General features: G+C 61.5%; 13 protein-coding genes. 10 read left to right on the top strand and 3 right to left on the bottom strand.

What is annotated here, in order from left to right; translation table 11 throughout:
* The first annotated feature begins 269 nt into the window (after positions 1–269).
* From C0Z16_RS08235 to C0Z16_RS08205, 7 genes are all read left to right on the top strand, one after another.
* Positions 270–488 carry a hypothetical protein gene (locus tag C0Z16_RS08235; protein ID WP_102631670.1) on the top strand — a complete coding sequence of 73 codons (219 nt, stop codon included), beginning with the start codon at positions 270–272 and terminating at the stop codon, positions 486–488.
* Positions 466–1,185, top strand: coding sequence for a GntR family transcriptional regulator (locus C0Z16_RS08230; RefSeq protein WP_102631669.1), 720 nt, complete (start codon positions 466–468; stop codon positions 1,183–1,185). The genes C0Z16_RS08235 and C0Z16_RS08230 overlap by 23 nt, the downstream gene beginning before the upstream one ends.
* 548 nt (positions 1,186–1,733) lie before the next feature.
* The gene (locus C0Z16_RS08225) at positions 1,734–3,497 is read left to right on the top strand and encodes a thiamine pyrophosphate-binding protein (RefSeq protein WP_102631668.1); all 1,764 of its coding nucleotides are present in this window, start codon (positions 1,734–1,736) and stop codon (positions 3,495–3,497) included.
* A 24-nt stretch (positions 3,498–3,521) separates the two neighbouring features.
* Entirely contained in the window at positions 3,522–4,769 is a 1,248-nt protein-coding gene (gene frc / locus C0Z16_RS08220; RefSeq protein ID WP_102631667.1) for a formyl-CoA transferase, read from the top strand.
* Between the two features lie 101 nt (positions 4,770–4,870).
* Positions 4,871–7,066 carry an acetate--CoA ligase family protein gene (locus C0Z16_RS08215; RefSeq protein WP_102631666.1) on the top strand — a complete coding sequence of 732 codons (2,196 nt, stop codon included), beginning with the start codon at positions 4,871–4,873 and terminating at the stop codon, positions 7,064–7,066.
* A gap of 112 nt (positions 7,067–7,178) precedes the next feature.
* Positions 7,179–7,982 (top strand): fumarylacetoacetate hydrolase family protein, encoded by an 804-nt coding sequence (locus C0Z16_RS08210; protein ID WP_102631665.1) that lies wholly within the window; start codon positions 7,179–7,181, stop codon positions 7,980–7,982.
* A 78-nt stretch (positions 7,983–8,060) separates the two neighbouring features.
* The gene (locus C0Z16_RS08205) at positions 8,061–8,783 is read left to right on the top strand and encodes an NAD(P)(+) transhydrogenase (Re/Si-specific) subunit beta (protein ID WP_102631664.1); all 723 of its coding nucleotides are present in this window, start codon (positions 8,061–8,063) and stop codon (positions 8,781–8,783) included.
* A gap of 77 nt (positions 8,784–8,860) precedes the next feature.
* Here C0Z16_RS08205 and C0Z16_RS08200 read toward each other — a convergent pair whose 3' ends face one another.
* Positions 8,861–9,166: an HAD family hydrolase gene (locus tag C0Z16_RS08200; protein WP_102631663.1), complete on the bottom strand. Its 306-nt coding sequence runs from the start codon at positions 9,164–9,166 to the stop codon at positions 8,861–8,863.
* A gap of 96 nt (positions 9,167–9,262) precedes the next feature.
* A complete protein-coding gene (locus tag C0Z16_RS08195; RefSeq protein ID WP_102631662.1) occupies positions 9,263–10,210 on the bottom strand; it encodes a LysR family transcriptional regulator in 948 nt (315 codons plus the stop codon).
* Between the two features lie 366 nt (positions 10,211–10,576).
* Here C0Z16_RS08195 and oxlT point away from each other — a divergent pair, with 366 nt between their 5' ends.
* The 3 genes from oxlT to C0Z16_RS08180 all read left to right on the top strand — a co-directional run bounded on the left by oxlT (position 10,577) and on the right by C0Z16_RS08180 (position 14,499).
* On the top strand, positions 10,577–11,923 hold the full coding sequence (gene oxlT, locus C0Z16_RS08190) for an oxalate/formate MFS antiporter (RefSeq protein ID WP_102631661.1): 1,347 nt from the start codon (positions 10,577–10,579) through the stop codon (positions 11,921–11,923).
* A gap of 29 nt (positions 11,924–11,952) precedes the next feature.
* Positions 11,953–12,957 (top strand): LysR family transcriptional regulator, encoded by a 1,005-nt coding sequence (locus C0Z16_RS08185; protein WP_102631660.1) that lies wholly within the window; start codon positions 11,953–11,955, stop codon positions 12,955–12,957.
* A gap of 90 nt (positions 12,958–13,047) precedes the next feature.
* Positions 13,048–14,499, top strand: coding sequence for an aldehyde dehydrogenase family protein (locus tag C0Z16_RS08180; protein WP_102631659.1), 1,452 nt, complete (start codon positions 13,048–13,050; stop codon positions 14,497–14,499).
* Positions 14,500–14,605: 106 nt separating this feature from the next.
* Here C0Z16_RS08180 and C0Z16_RS08175 read toward each other — a convergent pair whose 3' ends face one another.
* Positions 14,606–15,583, bottom strand: a complete 978-nt coding sequence (locus tag C0Z16_RS08175) for a 2-dehydropantoate 2-reductase (RefSeq protein ID WP_102631658.1) — start codon at positions 15,581–15,583, stop codon at positions 14,606–14,608.
* Positions 15,584–15,724 lie beyond the last annotated feature (141 nt).

Below are 15,724 nucleotides of genomic sequence, written 5' to 3'. Positions count from 1 at the left end.
GATTATTGACGCAGCCCGAATCGCACAATCCGCAGTGGGCGCAAACTGCGCGATAGCCGAACGCGGCTGCGCGGATATCGCGCGTTTTCCGCGTATACACGGAGTGCAGCGAGTTTAATGGGAACGAGCGGGCGAGACCGGGCAACGCGTGCTACCGTAAGGACATGTGTTTAACAAGAGTGGCTGATATACTACATACTGGATATTGATTTTTGCGGCAATGCAGCATATGATTGAGTCATTCGTTCACTCAATCTTTGGAGCTACAAATGGAACTTGTTCCTCTTTCGCTGCTGGCTGTCGCTGTTGTGGGCTTGGGCTCTGCCGCCACCGTTCTTCTGACCCGCTGGATTGCCCAGCCGGTCGCGCAACTCGCAGCGCAACACGGCCGCTTCATCGGCCTTGATGAGCAACGCGGCGAAACGGCGGCGCCTTATCGTGTGTATGTTCGACAAGAGGCGATGAATGTCGTCGGAACTTCAAACTGAAGCAGTGGCAACACCGTTGACGTTGTCATTGCAGCCTATCGGCGCAAGCGTGAGCTTGCGCGATCAGGCTTATGCGATGCTGCGCCAGGCTATCGCGGACGCGGACATCTACCAGACGCGGGAGGACATCCGTCTGGACGAACGCGTGCTGAGCGAGACGCTCGGCGTGAGCCGCACGCCGGTACGCGAGGCGATGACGCTGCTGGAACAGGAAGGCTTTCTGCGTATGGTGCCGCGGCGCGGCATTTACATCGTGCGCAAGAGCAAGCGCGAGATTGTCGAGATGATCCACATGTGGGCCGCGCTCGAAAGCATGGCTGCACGCCTTGCGACGCAGCGCGCCACGGACGAGGAAATCGCTCGCCTGCGGCACATGTTCGACAACTTCCGCGACGCGACCCCGGCGGAGCACATCGCCGAGTATTCCGACGCGAATATCGCGTTTCATCAGGCGATCGTCGAGTTGTCGAAGTCGCAGATCATTCTCGACACCATCAAGAATATTTTTATCCATGTGCGCGCTATCCGGCGCATGACCATCTCGCAGAGCGACCGCGCTTCGCGCTCGATCGTCGACCATCTGCGCATCATCGAGGCGCTAGAGACGCGCGACACGGAACTGGCCGAGCGTCTCACGCGCCAGCATTCGCTCGACCTGGCGGCGTTCGTGGAAGCGAACTGCGACTTTCTCGATTGATGGCTGAATAGACGCTGGCCGCTATCGATGGCGGCAAGGCAGGGCAATCAAGGCCGGGCAATCAAGGCAGACAAAAGGCCCGCGGTGTTCACACACCGCGGGCCTTTTCGTTTCGGCCGGCTTGGTAGGGATTTACCGCGCTTGACGTCGCCTGGCGTGTGGTATGTGATATATCAACGTCGCCCAGACGAAGGCAGTACGCTAAGTGTTTTCCCTCGGAAGGAGGACCAAGGCTAACGGTACAAAACCCGCCGCGCCATTCCCAGCAAGGTTTCGCCGCAAAAGCGCAAGCATCACCGCGACCGAAACGTCGGCCTTGCGTGAAACTGATATATCACATACTGTATGTGACAAGGCCGGCAAACATGTTCTGAAGAGGAAGAATCTCGAAGCGAGCGAGTCCATAGATAACCGTTTTGCAAACCACCAGGCAGCACCCTTCCATGGGACCGGAGTAAGCGCCAAGGCGCCAACGCCGATCGACATACAACACGTATGGACTGGAGCTAGCGCTAAAGCACTAACTCCCATCGACACAGGAGACGACCATGTCTGCAGTTGTTTCATCCCCGAATCCAGCCACGAGCAACACCACGGCCGAAGATACGCTCAAACAGAAGACGCGCAACGCCGGTGTCGTCTCGGGCGGCCATCTGGTCGCGAAGGCGCTGAAAAACGAAGGGGTCGATACGATCTTCACGCTGTGCGGCGGCCACATCATCGACATTTACGATGGTTGTGTGGACGAAGGGATTCGCATCATCGACGTGCGCCATGAGCAGGTCGCGGCGCACGCGGCAGACGGCTATGCGCGCCAGACCGGCAAGCTCGGCTGCGTGGTCACGACAGCGGGCCCCGGCTGCACGAACGCGGTGACGGGCATCGCGACGGCGTTCCGTTCGGAGAGTCCGGTCCTGCATATCGGCGGACAGGGCGCGCTGACGCAGCACAAGATGGGGTCGCTGCAGGACTTGCCGCACGTCGACATCATGTCGCCGATCACGAAGTTTGCCGCTAGCGTGTCGAGCACCGAGCGCGTCGCGGACATGATCTCGATGGCCGCTCGGGAGTGCTTCAATGGCGCGCCGGGTCCTGCTTACCTGGAAATTCCGCGTGACGTGCTGGACCGCGAAGTGGATCTGACGCGTGCGGTCGTGCCGCAGCCGGGCCGATATCGCGCGTCGACGAAATCGATTGGCGACCCGCGCGACATCGAGAAACTCGCGGACATCCTTGTCAATTCCGAGCGCCCCGCGATTCTGTACGGGCAGCAGGTGTGGACCGCGCGCGGTCACGAGGAAGCCATCGCGTTGCTGCGCGGCCTCGACATTCCCGGCTATTTCAATGGCGCTAGCCGGGGCCTGCTGCCGCCGGGCGATCCGCATCACTTCGACCGCACGCGCTCGCAGGCGTTTGCCAATGCGGACGTGCTGATCGTGGTCGGCACGCCGTTCGATTTCCGCATGGGCTATGGCAAGCGCATCAGCAAGGAACTGACGCTGGTGCAAATCGATATGGACTACCGGACGGTCGGCAAGAATCGCGACATCGATCTGGGTCTCGTCGGCGACCCGGGTGCGATCCTCGCGGCTGTCTTGCAAGCGGCGAGCGGTCGCCTGAAGGACGATAAGCGCCAGGCCCGCCGCAAATGGATGGCGCAGCTGCAGGACGCCGAAGCGACCGCAACTGAAAAGCTCATGCCGCTCTTCAAGTCGAACAGCACGCCGATCCATCCGTATCGCGTCGCCTATGAGCTCAACGAGTTTCTCGCCGACGACACGATCTATATCGGCGACGGCGGCGACGTCGTGACGATCTCCGCGCAAGCCGTTCGTCCGCGCCGTCCCGGCCAATGGATGGACCCAGGCGCACTCGGCTCGCTCGGTGTTGGCACAGGCTTCGCGCTCGCGGCCAAGATCGCGCATCCGCAGAAAGAAGTGCTGTGTTACTACGGCGACGGCTCGTTCGGTATGACCGCGTTCGACATGGAAACGGCCAACCGCTTTGGCGCTCCCTATCTCGCGGTGATCGGCAACAACTCGGCGATGAACCAGATCCGCTATGGCCAGCTCGCCAAATACGGCGATGAGCGCGGCAATGTGGGCAATCTGCTGAGCGATGTGCCGTTCAGCAAGTTTGCCGAAATGCTCGGCGGCCACGGTGAGGAAGTGCGCGATCCGGCGCAGATCGCAGGCGCATTGCAGCGGGCGCGAGAAGCGATTCATCGCACCGGCCGCTCGGCAGTCGTCAACATCTGGGTCGACCCGCGCGAATACGCGCCGGGAACGAAGAACCAGACCATGTACAAGTAATACGGACACCTCAGGAGACAAGACATGGGCAAAGCACTCGACGGCGTGCGCATTCTCGATTTCACGCATGTGCAATCGGGCCCGACCTGCACGCAATTGCTGGCGTGGTTCGGCGCGGACGTGATCAAGGTGGAGCGGGCCGGCGCCGGCGACATCACGCGCGAACAACTGCGCGATATTCCGGACGTGGACAGCTTGTACTTCACGATGCTCAATCACAACAAGCGCTCGGTCACGATCGATACGAAGAACCCGGAAGGCAAGCAGGTTCTCGAAGCGCTGATCCAGAAGTGCGACGTGCTGGTCGAGAACTTCGCGCCGGGCGCGCTCGATCGCATGGGCTTCACGTGGGAGCGCATTCAGGAACTGAATCCGCGCATGATCGTCGCGTCGGTGAAGGGCTTCGGCCCTGGTCCGTATGAGGACTGCAAGGTCTATGAGAACGTCGCGCAATGCGCGGGCGGCGCGGCTTCCACCACGGGTTTCGACGACGGCCCGCCCGTCGTGACCGGCGCGCAGATCGGCGATAGCGGCACGGGTTTGCATCTCGCGCTCGGCATCGTCACCGCGCTTTATCAGCGTACGCAAACCGGCCGCGGCCAGCGCGTGCTCGCCGCGATGCAGGACGGCGTGCTCAATCTGTGTCGCGTTAAGCTGCGCGACCAGCAACGGCTCGAACGCACCGGTGTGATGAAGGAGTATCCGCAATATCCGAACGGCAAGTTCGGCGAAGCGGTGCCGCGCGCGGGCAATGCGTCGGGCGGCGGTCAGCCGGGCTGGATCTTGAAGTGCAAAGGCTGGGAGACCGATCCGAACGCATACATCTACTTCATCACGCAGGCGCCGGTGTGGGCGAAGATCTGCAACGTGATCGGCAAGGAAGAGTGGGCTACCGATCCCGACTACGCGACGCCTGCTGCGCGCCTGCCGCGTTTGAAGGATATCTTCGCGGAGATCGAACGGTGGACCATGACCAAGAATAAGTTCGAGGCCATGCAGATCCTCAACAAGTACGACATTCCATGCGGGCCGATTCTGTCGATGAAGGAGATCGCCGAGGAGCCCTCGCTGCGTAAGACCGGCACGATCGTCGAAGTCGACCATCCGATGCGCGGAAAATATCTGACAGTTGGCAATCCTATCAAATTGTCGGACAGCCCTACCGAAGTGAAGCGCTCGCCGCTGCTTGGCGAACATACCGACGAAGTCATGGCGGAACTGGGCTATTCGCCCGAGCAGATCAGCGCATTGCGCACCGCCGGCGCCATCTAGACGCATAGAAAAACCGTAGTGCAAGGCCGCCCGCCGCTCGCCATCCAGGTGAGCGCGGTGCCGGGCGGCGCCTTTCGAACCCGCATTGGAGACGGCAGGACATGGCATACGAAGACACGCTCTCACTGAAGGAACGCGGCACCGCTCATACGCCCGACGACCACGCGCCGGTCGCCAACAAGGACGTCGTGCGGCACATTCTCGATCACGCCAAAGCGGAAGGCCGCACGTCGCTGACTGCGCCTGAAGGCAAACTGGTATGCGACGTCTACGGTATTTCGGTGCCGAAAGAAGCGCTGGCGACGACCGCGGCCGAAGCCGCGCAATTCGCTACCGAGATCGGCTTTCCGATCGTACTGAAGATCGTTTCGCCGGAAATTCTGCACAAGACCGAAGCGGGCGGCGTGCTCGTCGGCGTCAAAAGTGCCGCTGATGTGGTGCAGGGTTTCACCACGATCATGGAGAACGCGAAGCGCTATAACGCGCAGGCCAACTTGCTGGGCGTGCAGGTGCAGCAGATGATCGGCGGCGGCCAGGAAGTGATTGTCGGCGCGGTGACCGACCCGTCGTTCGGCAAGCTGGTGGCGTTTGGCCTCGGTGGCGTGCTCGTCGAAGTGCTCAAGGACATTACGTTCCGCCTCGCGCCGGCTTCACGTGACGACGCCCGCTCGATGCTCGACGGCATCGCCGCTGCCGAGATGCTCAAAGGCGTGCGCGGCGGCGAGGCTGTCGATCGCGAGGCGCTAGCCGGGTTGATCGAAAGCGTCTCGCGGCTCGTGTCCGACTTCCCTGAAATCTCGGAGCTCGATCTGAACCCGGTGTTTGCGAGCAAGCGCGGCGCGATTGCCGCCGACGTGCGCATCGTGCTCGACTTCGCGCCGCCGGTCGAACGCTATCGGCCGAGTCAGGAAGACATCGTGCGGCAGATGAACCGCATCATGAAGCCGGACCGCGTCGCCGTGATCGGCGCTTCTGCGGAAGACGGCAAGATCGGCAATTCGGTCATGAAGAACCTGATCAACGGCGGCTATCAGGGCGAGATCTATCCGATCCACCCGAAGGCCGACGAGATCATGGGACGCAAGGCCTATAAGAGTGTGCTGGACGTGCCCGGCGATATCGACGTCGCCGTGTTTGCGATCCCGGCGAAGTTCGTCGCCGGCGCATTGACCGAAGTCGGCAAGAAAGGCATCCCCGGCGCGGTGCTGATTCCTTCCGGCTTTGCGGAAACCGGCAATGTGGAAGGCCAGCAGGAAATCGTCGCGATTGCGCGTGAATACGATATCCGGTTGATGGGTCCGAACATCTACGGCTTTTATTACACGCCGAAGAACCTGTGTGCGACGTTTTGCACACCGTACGATGTGCAGGGCAAGGCTGCGCTGTCGTCGCAATCCGGCGGTATCGGCATGGCGATCATCGGCTTTTCGCGTTCGGCGAAGATGGGCGTCTCGGCAATCGTGGGCCTCGGCAACAAGTCCGACATCGACGAAGACGATCTGCTGACCTTCTTCGAGCAGGATGAGAACACGGACATCATCGCGCAGCATTGCGAGGATCTGAAAGACGGTCGCGCGTTCGCAGAGACGGCGGCGCGCGTGTCGAAGAAAAAGCCGGTCGTGGTGTTGAAGGCGGGCCGCACGAGTCTCGGTGCGCGCGCCGCCAGCTCGCACACGGGCGCGCTCGCGGGCAACGACCGCATTTACGAAGATGTGTTCAAGCAATGCGGCGTGATCCGCGCGCGCTCACTGCGCGATCTCCTTGAATTCGCGCGCGGCATTCCGAAACTGCCCACGCCGAAGGGCGAGAACGTAGTGATCATCACGGGCGCGGGCGGTTCGGGCGTGTTGCTGTCGGACGCTTGCGTGGACAACCGCCTGTCGCTCATGACGATGCCCGCCGATCTCGACGCCGCATTCCGCAAGTTCATTCCTCCGTTCGGCGCCGCGGGCAATCCCGTCGACATCACGGGCGGCGAGCCGCCGTCGACGTATCAGAACACGATACGTCTCGGCCTCGAAGACCCGCGCATCCACGCGATCATTCTCGGCTACTGGCACACGATCATCACGCCGCCGATGGTGTTCGCGCGACTCGTGGTCGAAGTGAAGGAAGAGATGAAGGCGCGTGGCATCGAGAAGCCGATTGTCGCTTCGCTCGCGGGCGACGTTCAGGTGGAAGAGGCCGCTGAGTATCTGTACGCACATGGTGTTCCGGCGTACGCCTATTCGACGGAGATTCCCGTTGCGGTGCTCGGCGCGAAGTATCAGTGGGCGCGCGGCGCCGGGTTGATCTGACCTGACGCGTAAAACGTAAGGCGGCACGGTTTTCATCGCGACGAGCATTGCAACAACAATAGCGATTGCGACGAACGAAGAAGATCGTGCCGAAGCGCTCAAGGAGCGGCGTATGGATACGTGGATGCGTTTCATGTCGAACGACGGCGGTGTGGTGTTCGGCCGCGTCGAAGGTGCCTACCTGCACGAGTACGAAAGTCTGGATCAGCCGGTGCCGACCGGCGCTGTGTTGTCGGCGCGGGCGCTGACACCGCTCGCGCCTTGTGCGCCCGGCAAGATCGTCGCGCTCTGGAACAACTATCACGCGCTTGCCGCGAAGCTGGACAAGCCGGTGCCCACGCATCCGCTCTTTCTGCTGAAACCGGCCGGCTCGGTGATTGGCTCCGGTGAGCCGATCCAGCGGCCGGCAAGTTACACAGGGAAGATCGTCTATGAAGGCGAACTGGGCATTGTGATCGGGCGACGCTGCCGCGATGCAGATGTCGAAGAGGCTGCACAGGCGATCTTCGGTTACACGCTCGTCAACGACGTGACAGCGGCCGATCTGTTGAACGAGAATCCGCATTTTCCGCAATGGTGTCGCGCGAAGGGATTCGATACGTTCTGCTGTATCGGGCCGGCGATCGTCTCCGGTTTCGATTGGCAAAGCGCGCATCTCGTGACGATGCTCGACGACGTCGAGCGGCAAAACTATCCGCTCTCCGACATGGTGTTTTCGCCGGCGCAGCAGGTGAGCCTCATCTCGCAGGATCTCACGCTCGAACCCGGCGATGTGATTGCCTGCGGTACCTCGGTGGGCGTCGGGTCGATCAAGGATGGCGCGACGGTGTCGATCACCATCGACGGAATCGGCACGCTGCGCAATACGTTGAATGCCGCGCAGGCGGCTGCCTCCGAACGCCGAGATCTGGCGTGACGGCGGGACTTGTTTGAACGATGGATCGATCCGCGGGCCACAAGCTCGCGGGATTGCTTCACAACACGGAGGGCACGCGTGTCGCAAGCGTCTGACAGTACCGTGTGGCTGCGAACGCTCGTCTCGCTGACGGTGGCGATGGCGGGCGTCATTGCGGGCGGCGCACGGCTCGCGCAACGTCGCAATGTCACGCGAGGTCCCGGGCTGGTTGCGTTGCTGGCGAGCGGCATGGGCTTATCCATCGTGTCCATTGGCGTCGGCTGTTATCTGTCGGCGCTATCGTCACTATCGGCGGCTAATCGGGCAAGCCTGGCGACTCTCGAACGAGTCGAACTCTATACGGCCGTGTTCATCGGCGCGTTGATCTTCGCGACATCGGCGGTTGCGTTCTGCAAACTGCGTGGCGTCTTGCCCGTTCGCGCGGTGGTCCCTCCGGGGCACGACATCGTCACTCTGGCCGCGCTGCTGTTATGTGTTTGGCTCGGCTATGGCTTCGTGACCGAACAGACACAACCGTTCGGACTTGCCGCGTTACTGGCAATGAGTGCACTGGCTTCTTCGATGGGCGTCCATGTGATGCTCAGCCGCGAGTGTTCAAAGGGACACGCGCATGCCGGCGGCATCCCAATGAACCGGCGAAATAAGATCGAAGCAGAAGGTGTGAGAGACGCGGGCAAGGTGCGCGCGGCAGCATACCGCCATCGTCGACGCTGGCATAACAGCCGCAACGGGCAACGACTCACTCAAGCATGTGCGGTACGCCGCCTGTCCAACCGATCCGCGCTAACTCGAGCACGATGAAGTCGACCACGATGACCGCACAAACCTATCGGACAGCCAAAGCAACGAAAGGCGGGAGCATCGTCCCGCCCACGTGCTCACTCGCCGGCAGCGGCGAACTCGCTGTAGTACTGCGCTTTCTTTTGAAGGATCAGTTGTGCGAGAAAGTCGGCGTCGTAGGCGGTATGAAGATGCGCATGGAACCGCTCGATGTAAGCGGTGATGCGAGCCGCCTCGCTATTGAATTCCTTGAGAACGTCGAGCGTCGCATGATCCCAACGAAAGCGCAGGCCGAGATCGCTGAACGCGGCGTTATAGGCGCTCAGATGCGGATCGTCGGGATGGTCGGCGGTAGCGCGGGCTGTGCGCGCGCTAGCATGAGTCGCAACCGAAGCGTGGTTCATGATCGGCCTCCTGGGCTGACAAGTGATGGAACTCGCTTGCAGCATAGAAGCCCTGATCAATTTGCAATAGTTAAAGTTTTATTGGATTTCCATAGCCTATTGCTTATAGACGCTCAATTCCTTCACACGAGTGATCTTCTCGATGAGGCTCGCGCCTTCTTCCATCAGGAAGCGCTTGAAGGCCACGGCGACCGGTGGCAGGCGCTTGTTCTTCCGATGAACGACGTACCAGTTGAGCATGACCGGAAAGCTCTCGACATCGAGCACGACGAGATGACCCAATTGCAATTCGAGGCTGATCGTATGCGCGGACAGAAACGCGATGCCCATGCCGGCGATGACCGCCTGCTTGATCGTCTCGGTACTCTTGATCTCCATCGCGATCTTCAGGTTCGACAGGCGGCCGGCGAAGCCTTCTTCCATCGAATTCCACGTGTCGGAGCCGCGCTCCCGCACGATGAACGCCTCGTTGGCCAACTGGCTCATCCTGATGTTGCGCTTGTGCGCCAGCGGATGCGTGGGCGCGGCCACGATCACGTACGGGTGAGGCGCGAACGGCTCGTTGGTGGCATCCATTTCGTGGGGCGGTCGCACCATCACCGCGAGGTCCGTCTGGTTAGTCGCGAGCTGATGCAACAGTTCCTCGCGATTGTGCACGGCGAGGTTCAGCACGACGCCCGCGTAGCGCCGCGTGAATTCGGCCAGCAGCCGCGGAAAGAAGTAGTCGCCGGCGCTGATCACCGCGACGTTCAGCTTGCCGCCCGAGACGCCCTTGAGCTGGCTCATCGCTTCGTCGACTTCGTGAAACTGCTGAATGATCGCGCGGCTGTAGTGCAGCATCTCGGTGCCGGCCGGCGTCAGGTAGATCTTTTTTCCGAGCTGCTCGAAGAGCGGCAGCCCCGCGTGTTCTTCCAGTTGACGAACCTGGGTGGAGACCGCGGGCTGCGTGAGATGCAATTCCTCTGCGGCGCGCGAAAAACTCAGGTGGCGCGCCACGGTTTCGAAGACCTTCAATTGCCGCAGCGTGGCATTGCGCATCGTCATGGCCGATGTATAAGCAAACGTGAATCAATATAATAACAAACTTTAATTATTAGTAATTCAGCAATGACCCTAGCATGAGTTTGTAGAAGAAAGCGCAGACTGCCGCCGCGACACTCGGGTTAACGCTTGGATTGCAGGCGTGGCGGACCAGAACGCGGAATGACCAAAAAGAACAAAGTCAATTAGTCCGAATAAAGAAACTTCCGGAAAGGCGATGAATAAACGTCTGTTTTACGGAAGCGATTTAAAGACGCAGATATTAAATATTCCCGAATTGCAAGGCTTTTCGGGTCATAACGATAAGGTGGGACGAATACAGTACGGCGCGTTGGCCGGCTGCACTAAATAATTGCGGAGACAAGGCTCATGGACGATATCACTCAGCAGACCGCGGCCCCAGTATTCTGGGCGAGCCGTTGGTGGCAGCTCGTCATCGGCATGGTATGCATGGCGTTGGTGGCGAATCTGCAGTACGCGTGGACGTTGTTTGTCGCGCCGATGGACGCGCGGCATCACTGGGGCCAGGCCTCGATTCAACTGGCGTTCGCGATTTTCATTCTCACTGAAACGTGGCTCGTTCCATTGGAGGGCTGGCTCGTCGACAAGTTCGGGCCACGGCCCGTGGTGGCGGGAGGCGCAGTGTGCGCCGGCCTCGCATGGGTGATGAATTCGTATGCGACGACCTTGCCGATGCTCTACGTCTCCGCGGTGATTGCGGGGATCGGCGCGGGCGGCGTGTACGGCACGTGCGTCGGCAATGCGTTGAAGTGGTTCCCGGATCGGCGCGGTCTTGCGGCGGGCCTCACGGCCGCAGGCTTCGGTGCGGGCGCGGCAGTCACGGTGATCCCAATCGCGAACATGATCACGCGCTCGGGCTACGAGCACACGTTCCTCTTTTTCGGCATTCTGCAGGGCGTGTGCATTCTTGCACTCGCGATGCTGCTGAAGAAGCCGATTCTGCGGCAGCATACGCCGGCGAAGAAGAAGTTCGCGGTGTCGAAGGTCGACTACACGCCTGGCCAGATGATCAAGACGCCGGTGTTCTGGCTGATCTACATTTCGTTCGTGGCAGTGGCGGCCGGCGGCCTGATGGCAACCGCGCAGATCGGCCCGATCGCGAAAGACTGGGGCCTTGCACGCATTCCGATGACGATCTTCGGCGTGACGTTGCCGCTGCTGACGGCTACGCTTTCGATCGACAACGTCTGCAACGGCTTCACGCGTCCGCTGTGCGGTTTCATCTCCGACAAGATCGGCCGTGAGAACACGATGTTCGTAATCTTCACGGGCGAGGGGCTCTCCTTGCTTGGCATGATGCAGTACGGCACGAACCCGTATGCGTTCATGACGTTCGCTGCGTTGATCTTCCTCTTCTGGGGCGAAATCTTCTCGATCTTCCCGGCGATTTGCGCGGACACCTTCGGCAGCAAATATGCGGCGGCCAATGCGGGCACGTTGTACACCGCGAAGGGCACGGCTTCGTTGCTGGTGCCGATTGCTTCGGTGCTGTCGGCAACGGGCGGATGGAGTCTCGTGTTCACCGTTTCCGCTGTGATCACGATCGCCGCCGGCGTCTCCGCGAAGTTCATCCTTGCGCCGATGCGTTCGCGCTGGATCCACTCGCATGACGAACCGCAACAAAGCGTGCTCGCGGTCGCGGGTAACGGCAAGGCCTCGCGGCTGAGCCACTGGCCCGAACAGACTGGGGAATAGGCTGAGTCGTCCACCCTGGCCGCGACGTCATGAACGTTTCATTGCAGCAACTCAAGGTCTTTATCGCCGTCGCGCGTGAACGGAGCTTTACGCGCGCGGCGCGCGATTTCGACCTGACGCAATCGGCAGTCAGCCGTTGCGTGCGCGAACTCGAAGATGCGGTCGAACTGAAGCTGTTTGACCGCACGACGCGCCAGGTTCAACTGACGCATGCGGGCGCCAGTCTCGAGCGAAGAATCGGCCGCCTGCTCGACGAAATCGAACTGACGCTGCGCGAAGAACGGGCCGCTTACGACGGGCACCGAGGCGTCGTGGTGCTGGCGAGCAATCCGGTGTTGTCGTCGAGTTGGGTCGCACAGGGACTCGCGCGTTGCTCCGCGGCGTTCCCCGAGTTGTCGGTCACCATCGAGGATCAACCTCAAAGCAGCGTGCTCGCGAGCGTCGAACACGGCGAGGTAGATTTCGGCGTAGTCTCGCTAGCTGAACCTCTCGTCAATGATCAGTTGCACGCGCAAGTGGTTTTCACAACGCCGCTGCATGCGGTCATGCCGCCAAGCCACCCGCTGGCCCGCCACGCGAGCATCGCGTGGGACGCGTTGCATGAGTGGGCGCTCGTCACGCTGAACGCTGATGCAGGCGTGCGTGCGGCGCTCGAACTCGCCTTCAATACGAACGGATTGAAGCGGCGCCCGGTGCAGGAGTTCGGACATGTGGCCGCGGTGCTGCGCATGGTCGAACTGGGGCTCGGGGTCGGTATTCTGCCCGTCGACGCCCATTGGCCCGCCGTGGGCGAGTCGCTGGTGAGCCGGCCGCTTGCGCCGGAAATGACTTTGACGACGCTGCTCGTGCATCGCCGCAACCGCTCGCTCAGGCCGAATGCCGCGGCCGCGTGGGCACAATTTGCGGCGCATGCGCATGCGCAATCCAAAGACGCAGATTCGGACGCAGCCGATGAAACCACTGCGAATGCCGCCTCGCAAGATCCTTCATGGCCCGCAGCCGCGCGCAGCGGCGCGGCGCTTCACGAGCCGTAGCGCCGCATCGCCCTTGCTTCAGCAGTGGCCTTCACCCCAAGGCCGGCTTGCCAATCAGCCCACGCAACATTTCACGCAAGGAGTTTCATGATGGATGCTGACACCGACCTCAGACGCCATGATTTGCTGATCGACGGTAAGCGGTTGCCGCCGGGCACTGGCGAATATTCCGTCGATATCAATCCGGCCACCGAAGAGCCGATCGCGCGCGTTGCCCAGGGCAGCGCCGCCGACGTCGACACGGCCGTGCACGCGGCGCGTGCCGCGTTGAAAGTGTGGAATGGCATCAAGGCGGCCGAGCGAGGCCGCATCCTTGCTCGTCTCGCCGGCCTGATGCGTACGAATCTCGAAGAACTGGCCGCGCTCGAAAGCCTCGACGCCGGCAAGCCGATTGCCGCCGTGATGCGCCAGGACATTCCGGCCGCGATCGATACGCTCGAATACTACGCAGGCTGGTGCGACAAGATCAACGGCCAGGTGGTGCCGGTTCGGCCAGACGCCTTGACCTACACATTGCGCGAGCCGGTCGGCGTGGTGGCGGCCATCGTGCCGTGGAATTTCCCACTGATGATCGGCATGTGGAAAATCGCGCCGGCGCTCGCGTGCGGTTGCACGCTGATCGTCAAGCCAGCGGAGATCACGCCGCTCAGCGCATTGCGCATCGGTGAGCTAGCACTCGAAGCGGGGGTGCCGCCGGGAGTCCTGAATATCGTCACCGGCAAGGGACGGGTAGTCGGCGACGCGCTCGTCGCGCATCCGGGCGTGGATAAGGTGACGTTCACCGGATCGCCGTCGGTGGGGCGCGGCATTCTGCAAGGCGCAGCCGGGAATTTCAAGCGCGTCACGCTCGAGCTCGGCGGCAAGTCGGCCAATCTGATCTTCCCCGATGCGAATCTCGACAATGCGGTGCGAGCCGCGGCGTCGGGCATCTTCTTCAACACGGGCCAGGTATGTTCGGCGGGCTCGCGCATTCTCGCGCATCGCGATGTCTACGACGAAGTGGTGGAGCGCCTCGCCGCGCGTGCAAAAGCGATCAAGGTCGGCGATCCGTCGCTGCGCGAAACGTCGATGGGGCCGCTCATCTCCGCCGCGCAAATGAAGACCGTGCTCGGTTACGTCGAAGCTGGGCGGTCCGAAGGCGCGTCGCTTGTGGCGGGCGGCGCGCGTGTCGGCGAACGGGGCTTCTTTGTCGAGCCGACGGTGTTTGCCAATGTCGAACACGAAATGCGCATCTCGCAGGAGGAAATCTTCGGACCGGTGGCGAGCGTGATTCGTTTCAACGACGAAGCCGACGCGCTACGTATTGCCAACGGCACGTTATATAGCCTCGCGGCGGGCGTGTGGAGCGCGGACATCGGGCGCGTGCATCGCGTGGCGCGGGACCTGAAAGCCGGAACCGTCTGGATCAACACCTACGGCTATACCGACGTGCGCCTGCCTTGGGGGGGCTCCGGCGATTCCGGTTTCGGCCGCGAACACGGCGACGCCGCGATTGAAAACTTCACGGAGCCGAAGGCGGTGTGGCTCGCAATCGACCAGTAGGAATAGCAGAAGCACCTAGCAGTAGGGACGCAACAAAAAGGATCGAACGCCACACGGCGTTCGATCCTTGTTTAACCACAGTTCCAGTAGAAAAACGCTATGCCGTTCAAGCCTCCTGCAACGCCATGCGCTCGCGCAGTTTGACGAGCGCGAGCACCACGTCGATAGTCGGCGTGGGCTCGTTGACCAGACGCCCCATTTCCTGCACGACGGTCAGAAGCGGATCAATTTCCATCGGCCGCCGGTTCTCCAGATCCACAAGCGTCGACGTCTTGTGCGCGCCGACCGCACCCGCGCCGTCGATACGCTTTTCCACATCGACCCGGAAGTGCACGCCGAACTGATCGGCGATACGTTTGGCTTCGAGCATCATCGTGCGCGATACCGCGCGTGTGCCGGGGTCGCTGGTCAGTACGTCGAGCGTTGCGTGCGTCAACGCGCTGATCGGGTTGAAACACAGATTGCCCCACAGCTTGAGCCAGATTTCGTCACGGATGTTGTCGCGGATCGGCGCCTCGAAACCCGCCGCCTGCATGATGTCGTGCAATTGCTGGATGCGCGGCGTGCGTTCGCCGCTCGGCTCGCCAATCGGGAATTTCTTGCCGTACACATGCTTGATGAGGCCTGGCTCGACGATCTCGGCGGCCGGATAGAGCACGCATCCAATCGCGCGTTCGGGGCCGAGCTTCGTCCATTGACAGCCGTCCGGATCGACGCTCGCGAGGCGCGTGCCGGCGAACTTGCCGCCGTGCTGATAGAAGTACCAATACGGAATGCCGTTGACGCCCGTCACAATCGCCGTGTGCTTCCCCAGCAGCGGCTGCATGGCGTCGACCACGCCGGGCAGCGAGTGCGCTTTCAATGTGATGATCACGAAGTCCTGCACGCCGAGCTCACGCGGGTCGGACGTGCAGCGAACGGGCGCGCTGACCGTCTCCCCGTCGATGATCAAACGCGCGCCGTGCTCGCGCATCGCCGCGAGATGCGCACCGCGCGCGATGAAACTCACATCGGCTCCCGCGCGTGCAAGTTGCACGCCCATCAAACCGCCAATCGCTCCCGCTCCGAAGATGCAGATCTTCATGATGCCGCTCCTGTGACTATGAGAAGTCGCTTGCCCATGCCGCCTCTCGTCGTGCAGGCGACGGGTCACTAATTGAGCATAGGGGCGCGGAGCCGATACAGATAGTTAAAGTTTCTCGGCGGATGCATTCAGGATCGGTTA

The sequence above is a fragment of the Paraburkholderia rhynchosiae genome, from assembly GCF_002879865.1.
Taxonomy (GTDB): Bacteria; Pseudomonadota; Gammaproteobacteria; order Burkholderiales; family Burkholderiaceae; genus Paraburkholderia; species Paraburkholderia rhynchosiae.
The sequence above is the reverse complement of the archived record's forward strand: the minus strand, read 5'-3'. Positions and strand labels throughout refer to the sequence as shown.

Bases quoted from the DNA above. Each gene is read 5' to 3' on its own strand.
- C0Z16_RS08235 (WP_102631670.1), top strand. From the start codon at position 270: ATGGAACTTGTTCCTCTTTCGCTGCTGGCTGTCGCTGTTGTGGGCTTG.
- C0Z16_RS08230 (WP_102631669.1), top strand. From the start codon at position 466: ATGTCGTCGGAACTTCAAACTGAAGCAGTGGCAACACCGTTGACGTTG.
- C0Z16_RS08225 (WP_102631668.1), top strand. From the start codon at position 1,734: ATGTCTGCAGTTGTTTCATCCCCGAATCCAGCCACGAGCAACACCACG.
- frc (WP_102631667.1), top strand. From the start codon at position 3,522: ATGGGCAAAGCACTCGACGGCGTGCGCATTCTCGATTTCACGCATGTG.
- C0Z16_RS08215 (WP_102631666.1), top strand. From the start codon at position 4,871: ATGGCATACGAAGACACGCTCTCACTGAAGGAACGCGGCACCGCTCAT.
- C0Z16_RS08210 (WP_102631665.1), top strand. From the start codon at position 7,179: ATGGATACGTGGATGCGTTTCATGTCGAACGACGGCGGTGTGGTGTTC.
- C0Z16_RS08200 (WP_102631663.1), bottom strand. From the start codon at position 9,166: ATGAACCACGCTTCGGTTGCGACTCATGCTAGCGCGCGCACAGCCCGC.
- C0Z16_RS08195 (WP_102631662.1), bottom strand. From the start codon at position 10,210: ATGACGATGCGCAATGCCACGCTGCGGCAATTGAAGGTCTTCGAAACC.
- oxlT (WP_102631661.1), top strand. From the start codon at position 10,577: ATGGACGATATCACTCAGCAGACCGCGGCCCCAGTATTCTGGGCGAGC.
- C0Z16_RS08185 (WP_102631660.1), top strand. From the start codon at position 11,953: ATGAACGTTTCATTGCAGCAACTCAAGGTCTTTATCGCCGTCGCGCGT.
- C0Z16_RS08180 (WP_102631659.1), top strand. From the start codon at position 13,048: ATGGATGCTGACACCGACCTCAGACGCCATGATTTGCTGATCGACGGT.
- C0Z16_RS08175 (WP_102631658.1), bottom strand. From the start codon at position 15,583: ATGAAGATCTGCATCTTCGGAGCGGGAGCGATTGGCGGTTTGATGGGC.